This window comes from Acinetobacter sp. HA, assembly GCF_000264725.1.
GTDB classification, from domain to species: domain Bacteria; phylum Pseudomonadota; class Gammaproteobacteria; order Pseudomonadales; family Moraxellaceae; genus Acinetobacter; species Acinetobacter schindleri.
On the sequence record NZ_AJXD01000007.1, the window covers coordinates 1 to 19,986 of the forward strand.

The 19,986-nt window shown below is 42.4% G+C and carries 18 protein-coding genes and 1 pseudogene; 8 read left to right on the forward strand and 11 right to left on the reverse strand.

The window, feature by feature from the left end; genetic code table 11:
• Positions 1–296: pseudogene (locus HADU_RS02100) on the reverse strand (IS4 family transposase); the annotation flags it as partial.
• A gap of 117 nt (positions 297–413) precedes the next feature.
• Here HADU_RS02100 and HADU_RS02105 point away from each other — a divergent pair.
• From HADU_RS02105 to HADU_RS02120, 3 genes are all read left to right on the forward strand, one after another.
• Complete coding sequence (locus HADU_RS02105; RefSeq protein WP_008303136.1) at positions 414–1,472, forward strand: OmpW/AlkL family protein; 1,059 nt, start codon at positions 414–416, stop codon at positions 1,470–1,472.
• Between the two features lie 155 nt (positions 1,473–1,627).
• Positions 1,628–2,839, forward strand: a complete 1,212-nt coding sequence (locus tag HADU_RS02110; protein ID WP_008303137.1) for an MFS transporter — start codon at positions 1,628–1,630, stop codon at positions 2,837–2,839.
• 731 nt (positions 2,840–3,570) lie between these two features.
• Positions 3,571–3,882, forward strand: a complete 312-nt coding sequence (locus tag HADU_RS02120; RefSeq protein ID WP_008303140.1) for a four-helix bundle copper-binding protein — start codon at positions 3,571–3,573, stop codon at positions 3,880–3,882.
• A 149-nt stretch (positions 3,883–4,031) separates the two neighbouring features.
• Here the strand turns inward: HADU_RS02120 and sthA are convergent, their stop codons facing one another.
• On the reverse strand, positions 4,032–5,447 hold the full coding sequence (gene sthA / locus HADU_RS02125; RefSeq protein ID WP_004810544.1) for a Si-specific NAD(P)(+) transhydrogenase: 1,416 nt from the start codon (positions 5,445–5,447) through the stop codon (positions 4,032–4,034).
• 217 nt (positions 5,448–5,664) lie between these two features.
• On the opposite strand from sthA, the gene lipA reads away from it, so the two are divergent.
• From lipA to HADU_RS02140, 3 genes are all read left to right on the forward strand, one after another.
• Positions 5,665–6,678 carry a lipoyl synthase gene (gene lipA, locus HADU_RS02130; RefSeq protein WP_008303143.1) on the forward strand — a complete coding sequence of 338 codons (1,014 nt, stop codon included), beginning with the start codon at positions 5,665–5,667 and terminating at the stop codon, positions 6,676–6,678.
• A gap of 351 nt (positions 6,679–7,029) precedes the next feature.
• Complete coding sequence (locus tag HADU_RS02135) at positions 7,030–9,534, forward strand: acyl-CoA dehydrogenase (protein ID WP_008303146.1); 2,505 nt, start codon at positions 7,030–7,032, stop codon at positions 9,532–9,534.
• A 166-nt stretch (positions 9,535–9,700) separates the two neighbouring features.
• Entirely contained in the window at positions 9,701–10,093 is a 393-nt protein-coding gene (locus HADU_RS02140; protein WP_008303147.1) for a carboxymuconolactone decarboxylase family protein, read from the forward strand.
• A gap of 134 nt (positions 10,094–10,227) precedes the next feature.
• On the opposite strand, the gene HADU_RS02145 is transcribed toward HADU_RS02140, so the two are convergent.
• From HADU_RS02145 to HADU_RS02185, 9 genes are all read right to left on the reverse strand, one after another.
• Positions 10,228–11,103, reverse strand: a complete 876-nt coding sequence (locus HADU_RS02145; protein WP_081398995.1) for an NAD(P)-dependent oxidoreductase — start codon at positions 11,101–11,103, stop codon at positions 10,228–10,230.
• A gap of 15 nt (positions 11,104–11,118) precedes the next feature.
• A complete protein-coding gene (gene rutG / locus HADU_RS02150) occupies positions 11,119–12,474 on the reverse strand; it encodes a pyrimidine utilization transport protein G (protein WP_008303153.1) in 1,356 nt (451 codons plus the stop codon).
• 33 nt (positions 12,475–12,507) lie between these two features.
• Complete coding sequence (rutF, locus tag HADU_RS02155) at positions 12,508–13,023, reverse strand: NADH-dependent FMN reductase RutF (protein WP_376699438.1); 516 nt, start codon at positions 13,021–13,023, stop codon at positions 12,508–12,510.
• A 145-nt stretch (positions 13,024–13,168) separates the two neighbouring features.
• Positions 13,169–13,549, reverse strand: coding sequence for a pyrimidine utilization protein C (gene rutC / locus HADU_RS02160; protein WP_008303155.1), 381 nt, complete (start codon positions 13,547–13,549; stop codon positions 13,169–13,171).
• Positions 13,550–13,580: 31 nt separating this feature from the next.
• On the reverse strand, positions 13,581–14,342 hold the full coding sequence (rutB, locus tag HADU_RS02165) for a pyrimidine utilization protein B (RefSeq protein WP_008303156.1): 762 nt from the start codon (positions 14,340–14,342) through the stop codon (positions 13,581–13,583).
• Positions 14,339–15,445, reverse strand: a complete 1,107-nt coding sequence (rutA, locus tag HADU_RS02170; RefSeq protein WP_008303165.1) for a pyrimidine utilization protein A — start codon at positions 15,443–15,445, stop codon at positions 14,339–14,341. The genes rutB and rutA overlap by 4 nt, the downstream gene beginning before the upstream one ends.
• 349 nt (positions 15,446–15,794) lie before the next feature.
• Entirely contained in the window at positions 15,795–16,586 is a 792-nt protein-coding gene (rutD, locus tag HADU_RS02175; RefSeq protein ID WP_008303166.1) for a pyrimidine utilization protein D, read from the reverse strand.
• A gap of 80 nt (positions 16,587–16,666) precedes the next feature.
• Positions 16,667–16,924, reverse strand: coding sequence for a hypothetical protein (locus HADU_RS02180; protein WP_004810565.1), 258 nt, complete (start codon positions 16,922–16,924; stop codon positions 16,667–16,669).
• Positions 16,925–17,065: 141 nt separating this feature from the next.
• Complete coding sequence (locus tag HADU_RS02185) at positions 17,066–18,247, reverse strand: trypsin-like peptidase domain-containing protein (RefSeq protein WP_004810569.1); 1,182 nt, start codon at positions 18,245–18,247, stop codon at positions 17,066–17,068.
• A 172-nt stretch (positions 18,248–18,419) separates the two neighbouring features.
• On the opposite strand from HADU_RS02185, the gene HADU_RS02190 reads away from it, so the two are divergent.
• Both HADU_RS02190 and HADU_RS02195 read left to right on the forward strand, forming a co-directional pair.
• On the forward strand, positions 18,420–19,178 hold the full coding sequence (locus HADU_RS02190; RefSeq protein ID WP_008303169.1) for a Nif3-like dinuclear metal center hexameric protein: 759 nt from the start codon (positions 18,420–18,422) through the stop codon (positions 19,176–19,178).
• Between the two features lie 154 nt (positions 19,179–19,332).
• The gene (locus HADU_RS02195; RefSeq protein WP_005221437.1) at positions 19,333–19,959 is read left to right on the forward strand and encodes a superoxide dismutase; all 627 of its coding nucleotides are present in this window, start codon (positions 19,333–19,335) and stop codon (positions 19,957–19,959) included.
• Positions 19,960–19,986: the final 27 nt, after the last annotated feature.

Genomic DNA, 19,986 nt, shown 5'->3' on the forward strand with positions numbered 1-19,986 from the left:
CCCCATTTCCAATTGGTTCTATCTAAAGTCAGTTGCACTTGGTCGAATGAAAACATATTGAAAATCAACTGAGAAATTTGACGATAATCAAAATACTGACCTGCAAAGAAGCGCTGCATACGTCGATAAAATGATTGTGGTAAGCACTTGATGGGCAAGGCTTTAGATGCAGAAGAAAGATTACATGTTTGCTTTAAAATAATCACAAGCATGATGAGCGCAAAGCACTTTAAATGTGACTTGTTCCATTTTAGATATTTGTTTAAGATAAGATATAACTCATTGAGATGTGTCATAGTATTCGTCGTTAGAAAACAATTATTATGACATTATTTCAATGAGTTATCTATTTTTGTCGTGTACAGAGTACGCTCTATAAAAACGAATAGCTAATTTGGACATGGAGTCCCAGAATGAAAAAAACATTGCTTTGTGTAGCAACATCTATTGCTGCCTTGCCTATGCTCACACATGCAGATTCACCTTATTTTAGTCTACAAGATGGAGATGGATTTAAACGCTTTTCTGTTTCAGTAGGTGCACTGCATGTTATGCCGCAAGGCAAGGCACAACCTTTTCGAGTCAATACAGCTATTCAAAATGGCTACACAGCCGATGTCGGTGAGGTTCAATCGCAAACTGTAAAAGATAACTTACGTGACGGATTTGAGCCTCCCTTATTATTAAGTGGGGCATTAAATTTGCTGCCTACCGTTCCTGCCAACATGAGTGGACAAGCCACAATTTCAGGTTTGGAGCAATGGGATAATCCTGGCACAGGTTTAGAAGCAGATAATGTCACCACACTCGGTATTATCAGCAACTATTACTTTACCGATAATATTTCCTTTGAAGTCAAAGGTGGTATTCCCCCTAAAGTTGATTTACAAGGCAAAGGTAAAATCTATGCACCCTTCTCAGCAAATGCACGTCCATTAGGCGGCGCATTGGGTGAGCTTGAATTACAAAATGATATTTTCATTACCGATTTAGAAGCACATGGCCCTGCTGCTTCTGCCCGTGCTTGGACACCTGCATTTGAGTTTCAATACCATTTTGGAAAAACAGGTGTAAATAAATTCCGTCCTTATGTCGGTGTCGGGTTAATGTACGCTTATTTTAATGAATTAGAAATTAACCCACGCACTGAACAAGACCTGATCGCCGCTGGTCACATGATTGCCAATATTAAAGAAGGAAAAGCGGGCGCATCTTTAGAAGGCACACCAAGTGCAGCCAACCCTAAAGTTGAATTAGACGCCACCGATGCCTTTGCGCCCGTTGCCAGTGTGGGTTTTACCTATGACTTTAATGAAAAATGGTTTGCAGTTGGCTCACTGTCTTATGCACATCTTAAAAATGAAACCACCATTACGGTGACCGATGCTAAACACGGCGAATTAATTCATTCTAAAGCAGATATTGAGGTGAATCCGATTTTGGCCTATGCCGGTATTGGTATCCGTTTCTAGACTTTAATTTTTCAGTCCATCATCAGGCAGCCTTTCAGGCTGTCTTTTTGATGCAGCCATAAAAAAATTTTATCTTTTATTTAATTTTTATTCTATCGCCTCCCGCGCAGCAATCTACTAATATAAGCAGGTCTTTCCTGGCTGCCGGACTTTTTATGTCAGATACCCGTTTTTCCAAAGCCCTGATTTATATGCTGATGGGAAGTGCCATTATTCTGGCGCTGTCATTGGGGGTACGACATGCCTTTGGCCTGTATCTGGTGCCAATGAGCCATGAATTTGGCTGGGGACATAATGTCTTTAGTTTAGCCATTGCCATGCAAAACCTGATTTGGGGTGCAGTCCAACCCATCACAGGTGCTTTTGCAGACAAATACGGCAGTAAAATTGTAGTTGCAGTCGGTGGCGCACTGTATGCGCTCGGTTTACTGCTCATGGCAGTCAGTTCGACAGGGTTATTGCTAAATTTAAGTGTGGGTTTAATTTTAGGTTTGGCACTTTCTGCGACCTCATTCCCTGTACTACTTTCTGCTGTGGGGCGTGCAGCACCACCCGAAAAGCGCAGCCTTGCGATGGGCATTGCCAGTGCCGCAGGCTCGTTTGGGCAGTTTATTATGTTGCCATCAACCTTATTATTATTACAAAGTGTGGGCTGGTCAGGCGCTTTAATTGTCAGTGCAATTTTAATTACGTTAATTATTCCTTTGGCATGGATGCTCAAAGCACCTATGTACCAAAACCCCAATACAATCTCAACCAGTCAACCCGCTTTAGGCTTTAAACAAGTTTTGGTGATTACCAAAAACCACAAACCCTTTTGGTTTTTAGCTTTAGGTTTTTTTGTCTGTGGCTTTCAAGTGGTGTTTATCGGGATTCACCTTCCTAGCTACTTAATTGATCATGGCTTTAATGCAACCACAGGCACAGTTTTTCTGGCACTCGTGGGTTTATTTAATATTGTGGGCACCTATACAGCGGGTTGGTTAGGTGGCCGCTATTCCAAACCGCACTTGCTGATGTGGCTTTACGGATTACGCGGGATTGCCATTATCGCCTTTTTAATCCTGCCTTTAAGCATCTGGACAATTTATGCATTCGGAATCATTATGGGTTTATTGTGGTTATCTACAGTTCCTTTGACCAATGGTATTGTGGCAAATATGTTTGGGATTAAATACCTGACCATGCTCAGTGGCATTGTGTTTTTCACACACCAAGTCGGCTCTTTTTTTGGTGGATGGCTTGGCGGTTTAAATCACGATCTAACAGGTAACTATAATGCAATCTGGATTGTTTCTATTGCTTTAAGTGCGTTTGCGGTCTTGGTACATTTTTGGGTAGATGAGGAGCACGTCATTCATGATTAATTCTTTATTTAATTTTAAATTATGGCTCACACTTGCCATCACTGTCCTTTTTGGTTTGTCGATTTTTTTATGGGCGCAAACACCACAGCTATTTGAATATTTTAATCAGGCGTTTTGTGCGCATTAAACTGCTGAAATAGCATCAATAAATTTCACTATGTTTCAGCACAAAAACTAAAAGTAGTAAAACCCAACACTTACTATATTTCTTTATTATTTCAAAATTTTAGAATTCATAATAATTTTGCGCTGTCTGGGTTTAAGTTTTTTCATATGTTTTGATTATCATAAATAAAGTTGAGGCCTCGTAATAACAAATTTATCCCAGTGATTACGAGCAAATTATTAGTTAGAATTGTATTCCGAGACAATCAGGTCATTCCATCTTCCCGGCACTCTTTCCAACTGATCATTACCCTTTCTTGAAACGCTATAGCCTGGCGGATTTCCGTCCATTTTAATAAAAAATGAGAATAACGAGAAAGGTAGCCTAAACCTTTGATAAGAATGACTCTGCATATAGATTGTCTACCATTAAGACTGTAACCGCATCAAAAATCTTTTATTTTCAAGCAAAAAGTTAACTCTGAATATTAGGTTTGATCTAATCGATCTTTAACAAAACCAAGCAGCTGTTTACTTTTTCTCACTTAATCTGTCTGGTGTATTTTCCTTTTTCTGCTTAGCGTATTAGAAAATCAGGATTCAGCATATAAATAGAGGAAAAGACCATGAATGAGCTTCAATTTTCAGATTGTGTTCGGGCCTGTATGAGCTGTTCACTCGCATGTGCCAACTGTGCTAGCGCCTGTCTTAAAGAAGAAGATCTGGAGATGATGCGGGAATGTATTCAACGCTGTCTGGATTGTGCAGATATTTGCCAGCTTTGCGCCCGTATGGAACAGAAACAGTCTCCTTTCATGCATGAGATGTGTGAACTCTGCGCCAAAGCGTGTGACTACTGTGCAGAAGAATGTGGTCAACATCAAGACGATCATTGCCTGCAGTGTGCCGAAGCATGCCGTCGTTGTGCTGAAGAATGACCGAAAAATGGCGGCTTAAAAAATTAATTTGATAATCCTGTTCTTCATTTCAAATGGCATAGGTTAATAGTTGTATGCTCAAACCATTCCAATAAAAAAACCCGCAAGCAAATACTTACGGGTTTTTGATCTAACTTGAATTAATCAAATTAGAATAAACGGTTCATACCATTCAGTGTCGCTACACGATATGCTTCCGCCATGGTTGGGTAGTTAAACGTGGTTTCCACGAAATACTTGATGGTATTGTTCGGGCTGTTCATTACCGCCTGACCAATGTGGATAATTTCAGAAGCATTGTTACCAAAACAATGAACGCCTAAAACTTCTAATGTTTCACGATGGAACAGGATCTTCAATTCACCTACCGTATCACCGGTAATCTGGGCACGTGCCAGATGACGGAATGAAGCTTGGCCAACTTCATACGGAATTTTTTCTTCAGTCAACTGCTGTTCAGTTTTACCAATTGAAGAAATTTCTGGAATGGTATAAATACCTGTCGGAATATCTGTCACTGGTGCAACATCTTTCTCTCCACTCATGTTTGCACCTGCACAACGACCTTGGTCATAGGCAGCAGAAGCAAGAGATGGCCAGCCAATCACATCACCCGCAGCGTAGATATTTTCGACTTCGGTTTGATATTGATCATTTACAGTCAATTGACCACGGCTGTTCGGTTTCAAGCCAACATTTTCCAGACCTAAACCATCAGTATTCCCTGAACGACCATTACACCAAAGGATGGCATCTGCTTTAATTTTCTTGCCACTTTGTGTATGTAGAACCACATAATCATCAGATGTTTCAAGGTAATCAATCTGCTCATTGTGACGGATTAACACGCCCTGCTCACGCAAGTGATAAGACAAGGCATCGGAAATTTCATCATCCAGATAGCTCAGTAGCTTCGGTTGCGTATTGATCAGGTCAACTTTATGACCCAGACCAATAAAGATCGATGCGTACTCACAGCCAATCACACCTGCACCGTAAATAATGATTTTTTGGATTGAATAATCCAGATCCAGAATTTTGTCTGAATCAAATACACGTGGGTGATTAAAGTCTAGGATTTCCGGACGATAAGGACGAGAACCTGTCGCAATTACTAATTGTTTAAACTGAATCGTTTCCTTGATGCCATCTGGAGTAAATACAAAAATGGTATTTTCATCCTGAACATAAGCACGGCCATGGAAGATATCAATTTTATTACGGTCGTAAAAACGTGAATGTGTTTCAACCTGCTGTTGAATCACTTTATGCGCATTACGAAGCACTTGCTTCATGGTGAACTGTTTCCATTCACCGACTTTCTGGAACATTGGATCACGTTGATAACGGATGATGCTTGATACCGTTTGACGCAATGCTTTACTTGGAATCGTACCAACATGAGTACAGTTACCACCAAGTTGTTCACGCATATCAACGATTGCAACGCGCTTACCCGATTTGGCAAGTTTCATTGCCGCGCCTTCGCCCGCAGGGCCTGAACCTAGAACTACCGCATCGTACTTAACGAAAGTCCCACTAACGACCTCTTTCTTACGTGGCATTCAACGCTCCTTTATAAATTAAATTCATCTGCAATATCTGTTTGCCATATTATGACGTAAATCATGTCATTTTGGTGTATTTAACTGACATATATTGTGTGATGAGAACATTTTTTAAATGAATAGTCCTTTTTGCCCCATTTGTAGCTAAGTCCGTTATAATAAAAGCGCTATCTTTGATTATCTCCTCCCTTCAAAAACAGTGGAAAAGTTGAATATGTCTGAAAACCGTAAACCTGAACAGGGTGTCAAACTTCGCGGCGCGGAAAAGGTCGCCCGTATTCCTGTAAAAGTTGTACCTACGGTTGAAACACCACGGAAGCCGGACTGGATTCGCGTCAAAATGGCCGCACCTGAAGAAGTACAACGTATTAAAACTACACTTCGTCAGCAAAAATTACATACCGTATGTGAAGAAGCCGCCTGTCCTAACCTGCCTGAATGTTTTGGCGGTGGTACAGCAACCTTTATGATTATGGGGGACATCTGTACCCGTCGCTGTCCGTTCTGTGATGTGGCACATGGGCGTCCAAATGCACTAGATCCAGATGAACCGCGCCATATGGCAGAAACGATTGCTAACTTAGGTTTGAAATATGCGGTGATCACTTCGGTAGACCGTGATGATTTACTGGATGGCGGTGCACAGCATTTTGTCGATTGTATTAAAGAAGCACGTGAACTGAGTCCAAAAACTTTATTAGAAATCCTGGTTCCTGACTTCCGCGGTCGTATGGATATTGCTTTACGTATCATGACTGAATGTCCACCAGACGTGTTTAACCACAACATCGAAACTGTGCCACGTCTATATAAAGCCATGCGTCCAGGTTCTGATTATCAGCACTCTTTAAATCTTTTGAAAATGTTTAAAGATTATTGCCCAGAAATTCCAACCAAATGTGGTTTGATGGTCGGTATCGGTGAAACTGAAGAAGAAGTTCTCGCTCTGTTAAATGACCTGAAAGCGCATGACGTAGATTATGTAACCATTGGCCAGTATCTACAGCCATCTAAACAGCATGCACCAATCGACCGTTTTGTAACACCAGAAGAATTCGAACGTTATGCAGAACATGGCCGTAAGCTTGGCTTTAAGAATATCTGGTCAGCACCGATGGTACGTTCAAGTTACTTTGCGGATCGTCAATACTATGGTGAACCGGTTCCAGAAGTACGCCGTAAAGTTGATCCAGCGAAAAAAATCGCTGTACAGGCAATTGAAGCTTAAAATGAATTAGATCAAAGCCCTCTTAAGTAGAGGGCTTTTTTATGCCTAACTAATTTTATATTTGTTCACTTTTTAATTATTTTACCTACCATCTCTTAGAGATTAAGTTATTACTTATCTTCACATTTCTTTGCGTGTTCTCACTTGAAGACTGCGCATTTTTCAAACAATCTCAAAAACAGATAAAACACTTCAATATATCGTTGAAATATTTAATAACGATCATTCTCACAACAACAATTGTGAATTTGCCAGTTGCTTAAGCGATGTAAAAAAATTGATCAAGTCTTATGAAGACACCTTAGGGAGATCGGCAGCATCACAATTGTATGACCCTGGAGAAATATAACAATGCTATTTATTTTCGCCGTACTTCTTCTCATTGCCAGTTTATGGGCGATTTTCTTTTTTCAACTCTCCCGTACCACTGGGGCAATTACCCTGATTGTCATGTCAGTGGTTTGTGCCTTTATCAGTCCTTGGTCACTGATTCTGGGTATTCCCCTGATCCTGATCAGTCTGGTCGTCATGATCGAACCTTTACGTATGTCTTTCATTTCCAGGCCAGCCTATAAAGCTTTAGCGGATGCCATGCCGAGCATTAGTCCGACAGAACGTGAGGCTCTTGATTCCGGCACTAGCTGGTGGGAAAAAGAGCTCTTTATGGGGGCGCCGAACTGGGAAACCTTTAATAGCTATCCCTATCCAAAACTTTCCGTTGAGGAACAGGCATTCTTGGATAACGAGGTCGAAACGCTGTGTAGCATGCTGGATGAATGGGAAATCCATGAGAAGAAAATGCTGCCTGAACATATCTGGCAATACATTAAAGATAATGGTTTCTTGGGACTAATCATTCCCAAAGAATACGGCGGTCGTGCCTTTAGTTCCTTTGCTCAAAGCCGGGTGATGAGCAAAATTTCTTCACGCTCTCTCACTGCTGCTGTGAGCTGTATGGTGCCTAACTCTCTCGGGCCGGGTGAGCTACTGCTGCATTACGGTACTGATGAACAGAAAGATCGTTATTTACCAGGTCTGGCCAAAGGTGAAGAAATCCCATGTTTTGGTCTGACCAGTCCTGAAGCCGGTTCAGATGCCGGTGCGATTCCAGATACCGGTGTGGTCTGCTATGGACAGTTTGAAGGTCAGGAAGTCTTGGGACTGAGAATGAATTTCTCCAAACGCTGGATTACTCTAGCACCAATTGCCACCGTGGTTGGTCTGGCTTTTAAAATGTATGACCCTGATCATCTATTGGGGGATAAAACTGACTATGGGATTACTTGTGCCTTGCTACCGGCCAATCATGAAGGGGTAAAAGTCGGTCCACGTCATAATCCTGGCTCCCCTTTTATGAATGGTACTGTTGAAGGTAAGGATGTATTTATTCCTTTAGACTGGATCATTGGTGGCGTGAAAAATGCCGGTAAAGGCTGGCGTATGCTGATGGAATGTCTAGCGGTTGGTCGTGGTATCTCCCTACCGGCTTTGTCTACCTCCAGTGCCGAAATGACTTACCTGAATGTCAGTGCGTTCTCGCGAATCCGTCAGCAATTCAAGATTTCAGTGGGTAAATTTGAAGGCGTACAGGAAGCCAATAGTGAAATTGCCAGTGATGCCTATATGCTGGAAGCTTTCCGTTATTTAGTGACTTGTGGCTTGAACCAAGGTGGTAAACCGGCAGTCATGACGGCAATTGCTAAATACTATGCCACTGAGACCATGCGTAAAATTGTCAATCACGGTATGGATGTCGTGGGTGGCCGTGCGATTCAAATGGGACCTCGTAACTTCCTGGCTCTCAACTATCAGGCCATTCCAGTATCGATTACAGTCGAAGGCGCCAATATTCTGAGCCGTTCATTGATGATCTTTGGTCAAGGCTCGATGCGTTGCCATCCTTATTTGTATGAAGAATTACAGCTTCTGCAAGCTGAAGACCCAAAAGCCGCTCTGAATCCATTCGATACTATGTTGTTTAAACATCTGGGTTATACCTTTAACCGGACTGCCCGCTCTTTTGCCTATGCTTTTAGCAGGGGTTCAAGTGCTGCGCCACAAAGTGCGGTTGATTTTACCCGTCCCTATTACAAGATTATCAACCGGCTCAGTGCCAACTTTGCCCTGACTGCAGATATGTGTCTGGGTTTACTTGCCGGTGATATTAAACGCAAGGAAATGCTTTCTGGCCGTCTGGCTGATATTCATGCCCATCTGTTTATTGCGACGGCAATCCTGAAATTCTTTGAACATAGCAAAAAAACTGAAGCTGAACGTCTGCATGCACAATTGGCAATTGAGAAATCTTTATATACGGCTCAGGAAGCGTTTTATGACCTGTTTGCAAATTTCCCGGTGGGTGTTGCTGCTGGCATGGTCAAACTTATCTGTTTCCCATTTGGCCGCCCTGTCGCGAAACCATCTGACCGACTTAAACAGGAAGTCGCAAATGTCATGATGGAAGATAACGCTTTCCGGAAAGTACTGAAAAAGCATGTTTTCTATAGCACAGCGGAAGATGATGTAAATGGTCGTATGGAATCAACCTTCACCATGTTACTGGAAATTGAGCAGCTTTGGGATCGCTTTAAAAAAGCTGAAAACAAAGGTCAATTTAAAGGACTCAGTTTTGCTGATCATGTGGCTGATGCGCATGAACAAGGCTTTATTAATGAAGAAGAAGCCAATAAGTTACTGCACTATAATGCGCGTCGCTATGACAGCATGTTGACTGATGTCTTCGATTTGCATTTACAGGAAGTATTGGAGCTGGAAAATCCTCATATTTCGAAAGCAGATGCAACAGGTACTGATACTTCAGTTCAAAGTGCACCTTCACATTCAACCAGTCCTTAGATAGAACTTTTATCTAAATCAGACCTTGATTACAAAGTGAAGTTATTTATTGACCTCACTTTGGATATCTCAAGTGGCTATTCAGCCACTTTTTTACGACTATTGCACGATGGTATTTAAGAGATAAAACGTTAAGCTAGACTCATAATAAAATTGAGGGTCAATGATGTCACAACAAGATTATGAAAATGGCTTGAAAGTCCGTACTGAAGTGATGGGTGCAAGCTTTGTAAAGCGCGCTCAGGACAATACAGTTCCTTTTACCCAACCTTTACAGGACTGGATTAATGAACATGCCTGGGGTTCGACCTGGCAACGTGAAGGGATTTTACCACGTAAATACCGTTCTTTAATTACCATTGCTTTTCTTACCGCGCAAAAAAGCCCAACTGAATTGAAAGGCCATGTTCGTGGCGCTTTGAATAATGGTGCAACAGTTGAAGAAATTCAGGAAGTGCTACTGCACAGCCTGCCTTACTGCGGTGCCCCGGCCACACAGGAAGCCTTCCGTGCAGCGCTTGAAGTGATTCAGGAATATCAGACGAATCAAGAGAATTAAGAATTGCTTAGGCTATTTAAATGGCTTATCAATAATAAAGCCGGGAATTAAAATTCCCGGCTTTTTAAATTTTGAATCGATAAATCTATTATTCTTCAATTAAAGAATCATAGCGTCTCTATCTAAAAATAAACTTATCCTTTTAATTCAATTTGAGTTCGCTGTTCCAAGCCTTGCACCGCAGCGGAGAAATCCAGCTGACTGGCCTGTGGTTTGGCAATCTGCTGAAACTCTTGCTGAACCAAAGACATTACTGATAAATCCAGTTGCTGTTGCTGTACCAACTCCAAGGCAATACCAATATCTTTCTGCAATAAATCCAGCGCAAAGGTCTTGTGAAACTCACGGCTCAGTACACGCTGTGCCATGATATTTTCCGACATGCTGCTTTTACCACTGGAATGATTAATACAGTTTAGTGCACTGCTTAAATCAACGCCCTGCCCTTTCAGCACAGTCAGCCCTTCAGCCAATGCCCATAAGTGAGTCGCCATTAAGGTATTATTCACGGCTTTCACCGCAAAACCAGAACCGCTTTCTCCCACATATTCAATCAAACCTGCAAAAGCAGCAATGACCGGTTTGGCTTGCGCAAAGGCAGCTTTATTTCCTCCCACCATCACGGTTAAAGTGCCTTTTTCTGCGCCAACGGTTTGGCCAGAAACCGGTGCATCCAGATAAAAACTGCTTTGTTGCTCCAAGAGCTTCGCCAGTTTCTGTGCTGATTCCGGTACACCACTGGTACAGTCAATCCAGATTGCACCTTGTTTGGGTGGATGAGCTGCAATTAATGCTTCTACATCCTGACTGGTCGGTAAACAGGAAAAGATAAAATCTGCCTGAACCGCCTGCTCAATACTCACTGCCTGCGTTGCAAAAGTTTCAGCATGCGCTACAGCTTTCTGTTCAGTCCGGTTCCAGACCCAAACCTGATGTCCGAGTTTTGGCAAATGGGAGGCCATATGCCAGCCCATTGCCCCGAGTCCTAAAAATGCAATTGTATGACTCAAAAAATGCTCCTTGGATTAAGCGACCGGCTTAACCTCGATGTCAGTTGCAGTCGATGCGGGTTCAGGCAATTCTTTATCTTCACCACGATTCAGGAATAGATTGAGTAAGATCGCAGCTAAAGTCGCAGTACCAATACCCCCCAGATCAAAACCACCAATCTGCAAGCTATAGTTGCCTGTGCCCATGATCAGACAGACTGCACCAATAATCAGCGTACTGTTCTTGGTGAAATCAACACGGTTATCTACCCAGATTTTCGCACCAGCCACAGTAATCAGACCAAATACGACAATCGATGCACCACCCAACAAGGCCACTGGAATGGTACTGATCACTGCACCGAATTTAGGTGAAAGTCCGAGCAAAATGGCGAAGATACCAGCAAAGACAAATACAGTGGTTGCATACACTTTGGTCACTGCCATCACACCGATATTTTCAGCATAAGTGGTCATCCCGGTACCGCCGATAGAAGCGGACAATGAAGTACACACCCCATCAGCAAAGAAACCACGACCCATATATGGAGACAGGTTTTTACCGGTCATCGCAGAGACTGCCTTAAAGTGCCCTAGATTTTCTGCAACCAAGATAATTGCCACTGGTGCAATCATCAGCATGGCATTCATTTCAAAGACTGGACTCTGGAAATTCGGCAAACCAAACCATGCCGCTTCACTGACCTTGGTAAAATCAATTGCAGGTCCGAAGCCCATCACATTGGTGAAAAGGAAGTAAATCAGATAGGAAGATAATAAGCCCAATAACAATAACAGACGGCGTACCATTCCTCGTGTAAATACAGCAATCACACTGATACAGATAATAGTGATTAATGCCATCCAGGAATCAAACTGGTTCGCTGAAACGCTTTTGATTGCCACTGGAGCCAGGTTCAAACCGATAATCATCACGATTACACCAGTGACCACCGGTGGCATCAGTTTTTCAATCCAGTTGGTACCGGTTTTCATGACCAGCAGGCCAATCAAGGCATAAACAATACCGCAAGCAATCGTACCGCCAAGCGCCAGTCCGATATTAGGATTCGCGCCAACGCCGGAATAACCAGTCACTGCGACTACCGCACCAATAAAGGCAAAGCTGGATCCCAGATAACTAGGCAATCGACCGCCCGTGATCAGGAAAAATAAAATGGTACCAATCCCGGTAATAAAAATTGTGAGATTGGGATCAAACCCCATTAATAAGGGTGCCAGCACGGTTGCGCCAAACATGGCAAACACATGCTGTAACCCGAGAATAATACTTTTCCCAGCAGGCAAATATTCATCTGTTTGCACTGGTGTGGTATCGAGATTGCCTTGGTAAGGCTTAAATTTTGGAAACCATGTTTCTTTTTCTTGCATCGGCTTCCCCTCCTTGATTAGGATTGAATTGATTTAGCACATTTTGTGTGGCTCACAGTAAGAACGATTGAAGTACATCAGTGCATTGCCTTGACTCTGGCACATGGCTTTCACCTCACAGAACAGCACGTCATGACTGCCTACGGATAAACATTGGACCACCTCGCAGTCAAAACTGACTAAGGCATCCTCAAGTACAGGTGACTGGGTCACCAAAGTTTTCCAGTTCCCCTGACTGAAACGCTCTGCCATTGGTGTTTTTCCACCAAACAGATTGGAAAGATTTTGTTGATGTGATGCCAGGGTATTCACACACAACACCTGATTCTTTTTAAAGGTTTCATAGACTGACGCAGAACGGTTCAGACACACCAGTAACGTTGGTGGTGTATCCGTCACGCTACATACGGCCGAAGCGGTAAATCCAGCCATGCCTGAACGACCTTGCGTGGTAATGACATTCACTGCAGCACCTAGATTAGACATGCCCTGACGGAAAATCTGCTGATCGACCTGGGTAAAGATGTCACCCGATGCGTTAGTCGCCAAAACCTTATTTAATGCTTTATTTTCTGCAACTGTCTCTGTGATGATTTTAGATAGTTTGGCATTCATGCTGTTCTCCCTACCCCAAATCGATGTTCAGTTTCAGACCTGGGGCATCTAGTAATGAGATTGAATCAGGTGGATCGGCTTATACATGGGCAATCGAAGCAATTTCGACTAGCGCATCAGGTTTGACCAAACCTGTCTGTACGCAATACCGTGCCGGCTTATCTTCCGGGAAATACTCTGCATAAACGGTATTAATTGCTGCATAATCTGCCCAGTCTTTGACAAACACATGATTGAAAGTGACGTCATCCATGCTGCCACCGGCTTCTTCAATGACACGCTTGATGGTTTCCAGAATATGACGGGTCTGGGCCGCGGCATCACCGACATGCACCACGTTATTATTTTCATCAAAGGCCAGCGTGCCTGATACATAGACAATATTGTCGGCCTTGGTTGCCGGTACAAACGGCGCTAACGGTTTTGAAGTTCCTGCTGGAATAATGACTTCTTTAGGCATACTGTTTTCCTTAATCTTGATCTTTAATTCTTTAGGCACTTTCAGCTAATTCAGTTTCTTTAAGTGATTCACTTTCTTTTTGAAAGGTTTCGACAAAATTTGCGGTATCGGATACCCAGCCAAAGAAGGTCTTGATGTTATACAGACTGGCTTCATGGGCTTCGACTGGCCCGGCCTGATGGCATGCATCTGCAAGTGCCACACCAAAATATTCCAGAAAAAAACCATCACGTAAGGTCGATTCCACACAAACATTGGTGGCAATTCCCACAAACACCAGATTGCGAATACCACGCACACGCAACATGCTGTCCAGTGCAGTATTAAAGAAACCGCTATAGCGAGGTTTTTCAATGACCAGATCTTGTGGCAATGGCTTTAATTCATCAATCAATTCAAAATCCCAACCGCCCTTGGCCAGTAATTTCCCCTGTAATTCAGGCTGTTTACGCATAGTCTTTAAGGCATTGGATTTATGGAAATTCGGAGAATCCGTACCACCCGCTTCCTTATATTCTGCATCCCAGCCATTTTTGAAATAAATCACCTGAATACTGGCCGCATGCGCAGCATCGACTGCTTTTTTTATATTTTCGACCACGGGTTTGGTTTTTGAGATATCAAAACCAGCCAGATCCAGATAGCCACCCTGCGAGGTATAGGCATTCTGCATGTCAATCACAATCAGGGCCGTCTGTTCTGGTGCAAGACAAATTGCTTCTGGTTCCGCTTTCAAGGTCTTGCCTGTGCCGAGTTTTTCAGTAAACCCAGCAGTAACTACAGATTCACTCATGCGCTTTTCTCCAGAACCGGTACTGTATCTTCAAGCACAATATGCTCACGACATTTCATCAGTGGCTGGATTTTTTGACCAAAATCTTCAACCCCTTGAATAAAATCATCAAAAGTCAGCAACACACCTTCTGTGCCCTTGATCTCGCCAATTTCATCCAACATTCGTGCCACATTTTCATAAGAACCCACCAAGGTTCCCATATTGATATTCACCGGAGATACGCTAGAAGCCATTTGACGGATATTGGTATCTGCACCTGAAGTGGTATCTTTACCGCCCTGATTCATTAGCCAGTTAATCGCTTCCATGTCGGCGCCATCGTTATAGTGCTGCCATTTGGCTTGCGCTTCTTCATCGGTTTCAGCAGCAATCACCATAAACAGTACATACGTCTGCACATCACGGCCAGTAAGGTCAGTTTTTTCTTTTAAGCGATCATTAATTTCTGCATAAGCCGTTGGAGTATTCAGCCCTTTACCAAAGACAAAGTTGTAGTCGGCATATTGCGCAGAAAATTCCAGACCGGCATCCGACTGACCTGCGCAGATAATTTTCATATCCGCTTGTGGACGTGGGCTGACACGGCAATCTTCCATCTGGAAATGTTCGCCCTTAAAGTCTGACTTACCAGTCGCCCAAAGTTCACGCAGAATTTGTACATATTCAGACAGATATTCATAGCGTTTGCCAAAATAGTCATTACCTGGCCACATACCCATTTGGGTATATTCAGGTGGCTGCCAGCCGGTTACGACATTCAGACCAAAACGGCCATTTGAAATCGAATCAATGGTTGATGCCATGCGCGCGACAATTGCAGGTGGCATCACCAGAGTTGCGGCAGTTGCGAAAATTTTAATTTTGCTGGTGACAGCCGCAAGACCTGCCATCAGGGTAAACGTTTCCAGGTTATGTTCCCAAAATTCAGTCTTGCCACCAAAGCCACGCAGCTTGATCATAGAAAGTGCGAAATCGAAACCATAGTGCTCAGCACGCTGTACGATTTGTTTGTTTAACTCAAAAGTCGGCATGTACTGCGGTGCATTTTCAGAGAGTAACCAGCCGTTGTTTCCAATTGGACAGAAGACACCTATTTTCATTTTTACACCTCATTATTTTTTAACACTTATTCAAAATCTTGAATCCACTGCGGGAATCTTATCTGCAATATAAACATTGCAAACCGTGTGCCAACTATATTTATTCAAATTATTTCAATAACTTAATATTTATTTTTTTGAATTTTTAGTAAAATAACTGTTTTTAACCATGAATCAATTTCGTTCACTATGTTTCATTCAAGTGCATTTATAAAAATTCATGCGTGTGCAGAACCTGCATAAATTCGCAGTAAAATTACTGCTCATACCATAGAAATTATTCATTAGAAAAAATAAAAAGTCAGACCCAGGGTCTGACTTAAATAAATAGATTTATTGGCTGAAAATATCAGGCTGATTTTAAAAAATGCAGCATGTTTTGGTTGATCAGGGCAGTTTCAGTCACCGTAGAAGCATGTGCTCCCGTTTCGAGCAGGTTAAACCGGCTATGTGGCAATAACTGCTGCAGTTGTTGTGAACATTGATATGGCACCAGGAAATCATCCCGGTTGGCAATCAGATGTACAGGAACATTTTTGAGTGCCTGCTGATGCACTTTTTCTAGTTGAAAAGCTTGTACTGCCTGTATACGTGCCAAGACATTTTGAATCGGTGGAAAGTCAAGGAGCTGCTTATTTTCTGCTTCGGTTAATGGGTCAATATGTGCTGAGATCCAGTGTGGTGGATATAGAAATAAAGCTTGGGCCCGAACATAGGCTTCTGCTCCGCTATTCAGCAATAAAGAAGTCCTTGCCTGAAAACATTTTTGGGTATGTGAGTCCAGCTCTCCCCAGGCATTCAACATGGTCAGACTCAGCAACCTAAATTTTTTCTCCACCTGATAGGTTGCGAGCTGCATACCAATATGCCCACCCAATGCATGTCCAATAAAATGAAACTCGCAAATATCCTCATTGATCAATAAATCCAGGATCTGCCGAGCCATATGATCTACGGAATAAGGCGTTGGAAAGAGTTCAGAATCCGCATGACAACCTTCCTGATCATAGGTCACCACATGAAAATTTTGCTGTAAGGCTTTAATTTGAGGATTCCAGAAGCTGGCATGTCCGCCCAAGCCGGAGGAAAGCACTATATAAGGCGCATGTGCCTGTGCTGCAGAGTGAATAAACAAAGACATAAAACTCTCATATTTGAACTATGAGATGAATACAGCAAAATATATGCCTGAATAAGACTATTTTTGAACAATTGATAAAATTATAGCCAGTAGACATTAAAGCTATAATAAAATTCCTGCACCTCAAAACGTACGTTATAGCCCAGTTCAGTCAATTCTGCCGAAAGACCACGGATCTCTTCTAAAGGCAAATGTTTTGGAAATACTGTCAATACAGCAGTATTGCCTTGTCGGGCATTATCCTCAATTAATTGAGCCAAACGGGGCTTATACATTTCAATATTCAAGTTGGCTACATTCGATAAAACTTTGGCCTGGTCCGCAGTCATAAAACTCATTGTTTTTACTCTTTTTTGATTTTATTCAATGAAATTAAATGATTTAAATCACATAAAATATTCGTGTTTTGTAAACCAAAAATAAAAATTGATCATAAAAAAATCCCTCACCAGGAGAGATTTTTTTAAGCGATTTAAATTTTATTCTGGTAAAGGAATATATTGCGATGATGTATTTTGCTGCTGTTTACGTTCACCCACCACAACCTCCAGATCCTGTTTTTTACCTTCACGTTCCACTTCAATCCTAATTTTACTACCTGGAGCTTGCAGAGCTACGTAGTTAATCAGATGTGAGGCTGAAGTAATCTGTTCATCATTGACCATGATGATCTTATCACCGCGCTGAATACCTGCTTGGGCGGAAGGACCATTCGGCAATACTTCTGCCACAGTCACGCCCTGTTCGGATGGTTTCATTACATCATTTCGTTGTGGAGGCAACAAGCTAATACCTAACCAGCCACGCACTACACGGCCATCTTTCAAAATGGCATTCATGATCTGCTGACAAACCTTGGCTGGAATTGCAAAACCAATGCCTAATGAACCGCCAGACTGAGAGAAAATTGCCGTATTCACCCCAATCAAATTCCCTGAAACATCAATTAGGGCACCACCTGAGTTTCCTGGATTAATTGCTGCATCCGTCTGGATAAAGTCTTCATAGGTATTGATACCCAGATCAGAACGACCCGTCGCAGAAATAATCCCCTGCGTCACGGTTTGACCCACACCGAACGGATTACCAATCGCCAGAACGACATCACCAACTTCATTACCACTCAATTTAAATGGCAATACCGGTAATTTATCCAGTTCAATCTTGATCACTGCCAGGTCGGTATCTGGATCAGTCCCAATCACTTCTGCTTCAGCACGGCGGCCATCATTTAAGGCGACAATGATCTGGTCAGCCTGCGCAATCACATGATTATTCGTCAGAATATAACCATCTGCACGCACAATTACGCCTGAACCCAGGCTGTTTTCATTTGGCCCCTGAGAGAACTGTTCTGGTAACTGATCACCGAAAAACTCACGGAACACAGGATCATTCAGTAAAGGATTATCCTGTCTCTTCACTTTTTGTGTGGTAAAAATATTCACTACAGCCGGTGCAGCCACTTTCACCGCAGCGCTGTAAGAAACCACCCCACCAGCACGTGAAGTATCCAGTAATGGTTCAACTTTTTCAGCAGGCATTTTGACGCCATCTGGCGCAACAGGTGCTTTTGGCTTTTGCAACTGCTGCCAACCTAGAAAGACGATGATCACTAAGATCAGCAACACCCAAGGTAACCATGTAAAGGTCCGACGCACGTTATTATCCTCTGACAATATTTTTAATTTATTGATGACTAAGTAATTTGTGCTCTATTGTAAAGCTAAACACAAAACTAAACATAAAAAAAGCAAAAGAGATTTGTGCTGCTTTAGTTACAATTCAAAATATGTTTTGATGATGACAATTGAAAGGTTTAGAGAGAAATTTATGGCCAGATTGCAGGACATTATTCAATGGTGCGACCAAACACTGATCGCACATGAATTCAAGGACTATGCCCCAAATGGTTTGCAAATTGAAGGGAAGTCTGAGGTCAATAAAATTTTGTGTGCTGTGACTGCTTCTCAAGGAGCCATCGAAGCCGCAATTGCTCAGGGCGCGGATCTCCTACTGGTACATCATGGCTATTTCTGGAAGGGTGAACCTTACCCAATTACTGGCATGCGCGGTAAACGGATTAAGACACTAATTCAACATGATATCTCACTGGTTGGCTATCACCTGCCTTTAGACAGTCATCCCGCTTTGGGAAATAATGCTGCAATTGCCGACCTATTGGAACTGGAAAATCTGGAACAATTAGATCCAAATGAACGTCGTCCAATTGGCAATATTGGCTATTTAAAACAGGCCATGACACCAGAGCAATTTAAGGCTTATGTTTCAGAAAAATTGGGCTTTGATGCGATTCATTTATCAGCAGACAAAACTGAAATTCGTAAAGTTGGTTTCTGTACTGGAGGTGCGCAGGATTATATTCAAAAAGCTGCAGCACAGAACTGTGATGCCTATATTTCTGGTGAAGTGTCTGAACGGACCTTCTATGAAGCTCAGGAACTGGATGTGCATTATTATGCCTGCGGTCACCATGCAACCGAGAGATATGGTGTTCAACGCCTCGCAAAAGCTATTTCCCAGCAGTTCAATATTGAGTATAGTTATTTCGAATTAAACAATCCGATTTAATTTCACCTGACGGTATTTGACAGTGGCTTTATACGTATAATTTCAGGCTTTATTCTGTATTCTTATTTATCTGCAATGCGCATTTCTGCCTGTTTTTCTATTACAATAAAGCCACTTATTGTCAAAACCCAGCAAAATGCAAGGAATTGAAAACATGACAACCATTACTTTACCAGCATTACCTTACGGCTACGAAGATCTTGCTCCACACATTAGCAAAGAAACTTTAGAATACCATCACGACAAACACCACAATACTTACGTGGTTAACCTGAACAACCTGATCGCTGGTACTGAGCTTGAAGGCAAAACTTTAGAAGAAATCATCCTGGCTTCTGCTGGCGATTCATCTAAAGCAGGTATCTTTAATAACGCTGCACAAGTTTGGAACCACACGTTCTACTGGAACTGTATGGCAAAAAATGGCGGTGGTGCTGCAACTGGCCCATTAGCTGCGAAAATTGATGAAGCTTTCGGCTCTTACGAAAAATTCGCTGAAGAATTTGCCAATGCTGCTGCAACTCAATTCGGTTCAGGTTGGGCTTGGTTAGTTGCTGACCAAGTTAACGGCAACCTTTCTATTCTTAAAACGTCTAATGCTGATACGCCAATGGCACACGGTAAAATTGCTGTGTTGACAATTGACGTTTGGGAACACGCTTACTACATCGACTACCGCAATGCTCGTCCTAAATATATCTCTACTTTCCTAGAAAGCCTGGTGAACTGGGACTACGCAAACGCGAAATATGCAGGCCAGCCTGCAGGTGTTGAGAAATAATTCTTTATTTCTTTACTAAAAAAATCA